Here is a 1,957-nt window from a genome sequence, read left to right as displayed (position 1 = left end):
GGTCCGGGCCACGCCCTACTGCCCGCCCTGCCGGAAATACGATTTCGCGGCGAACTACCTGCCGCCGCCGCTCTCCTCTCGCCTCTTGCCAAATACTCTGGCCGGCTGCGTGCGAGAGTTCGCTCACCCTCACCCCCAGCCCCTCTCCCTGAGGGAGAGAGGAGAAACGCGGGGTGGCCGGTCTCGCTCAGCCTCTCACGGCAGCAGCAGGAAGAAGGCGGACAGTGCGGCGCCTTCGGCGAGGGCGCCGGGGGCCTCCGGCGGCGGCAGGTAGTTCGCCGCGAAATCGTATTTCCGGCAGGGCGGGCAGTAGGGCGTGGCCCGGACCAACTCGTTGCAAGGCCGCGTCGCCGCCCACCAGGGCAGCAGCGGGACCGTGCCGAAGAAGTGCGCCCCGGAGACGATCGGCTGCGTCAGCGGACCGGTCGAGATCCCGCAGCGCTCCAGGTTCGGATCCTCGAAATACAGCGGGCGATGGGAGAAGCAGAAGGGCATCGCCAGCGTCCGCGGACGGCAGTCGTAGGGCGTGCCGTCCAGGAGGCCGGTCGCGGCGAAGCAGGGGCCGACCGCGTCCTCCGGCGGAGCGACGTCCCGATACGCCGTCGGCACCAACCGTTCGCAGGAGCCGTCGGCGCTTCGCACAGGCCGCACCGTCTTCGCCAGCACCGCCGTCGGGGTGTTCAGCCCCGCGTCGATCTCCCGCAGCGGGGGGAACAGGCAGTTCAGCCGGTCGCACACCGACTGTTCCGCCCCCGCGCCCGCATTCCCGGCGATCTGGTCCCCGGCGATCGGTTCGTTGAGGTCCGCGGCGGCACGGTCCGGTTCGCGGGCGTCCGCCTCGGTCTCCGCCTGCGGCGACCACCAGGCCAGGGCGGTCGCCACCGTCGGGACCGCGGTTTGCACCCCCGCGATCGGCGTCACGCCGCCCGCTTCGCTCGGGCCGGCTTGGCTCTCGGCCGCGGGGGAATCGTCCGTCGGGGAATCGTCCGCGGGGGCGTCGGTCCACCAGGAGAGCAGTGCGGCAGCCGGGGCGTCGTCGCCGGCCGACCACCAGGCGAGGGGAGCGCCGGCGGGCGAAGAAGCGCCGGGCGAGCCCGTCGGCGAATTGGTCTGCTCAGTGCCTTTGGCGGTCTGCTCGCCCCACCAGGAGAGCGCCTCCGCGATCACGGAACGCTCCGCGGCGGTGCGGGGCGCGCGGACGGCGACCCAGGCGGCGGGACCGTCGTCCGCGAACAACTCTGGCGTCGCGGCCGCCCGCTCGAACGCCGCCGCCAGCGAACCGGACGGGTCCGCCGTCTCGTCCGCGATCGTAGTGCCCAGCGAACCGAGCAGGAGCGCCGGCGCCAACGCGACCGGCGCCAACGCTTTCGAGAGCAGGGCGGCGGGGCGGGGCATCGGACTGCCGGGGTCTGAGGAATCGGGCGCCGGAACGCGGGCGTCGAAAAAAGAGCCGGGACCGGCGCACGCCGACCCGACACGGTTCGCTACCGGCTGCTATCGGCGTTGGGCGGGTCGGTCGTGCGGATCGTTCTGAAAAATTTTGATCCGACTTCCGACGGGTTTGGGACGATCAGCGGCGGACGGTCAACGTGGACCGCACCAGATATTTTCCTGCCCCATAACGCATTGGGGTTCGGGAAAACCGCTTGACAAGCTGTTCCCGCGTTCTACTCGCGATTTGACCGGCCCCTTCGCGCCCGTGGATACTGAGCGCACATCGCTCCGCCTGCGATGCCCCGGTCCCTCCCCGGCCGGATTTCCGGTTCTCCCCGAGCCGGCTTCCGGTCTCCGTCTCGCATTCGGCTTCCGCCCGCCGGCTCGGGACGTTCGTGCGTCCGCCCCGCCCCCGGCTCGTTCATGGCCCGCTTTCGCTCTGCCGGTTCCGACCTGCCCCAAGGCGCCGGAATGCCGGCCGGCCCGGAGACCCCCGTCGGCCGATCGCCCGGCGCCTTGGGGC

Annotated in this window: 1 protein-coding gene; it reads right to left on the bottom strand. The window is 71.8% G+C overall.

The window, feature by feature from the left end; translation table 11 throughout:
• Positions 1-195: 195 nt before the first annotated feature.
• Entirely contained in the window at positions 196-1,395 is a 1,200-nt protein-coding gene (locus LzC2_RS21285; protein ID WP_171190030.1) for a hypothetical protein, read from the bottom strand.
• Between the last annotated feature and the right edge of the window lie 562 nt (positions 1,396-1,957).

This window comes from Alienimonas chondri (assembly GCF_013036045.1).
GTDB classification, from domain to species: domain Bacteria; phylum Planctomycetota; class Planctomycetia; order Planctomycetales; family Planctomycetaceae; genus Alienimonas; species Alienimonas chondri.
Note: the sequence above shows the minus strand (reverse complement) of the source record. Positions and strands in the feature narration are given on the sequence as shown.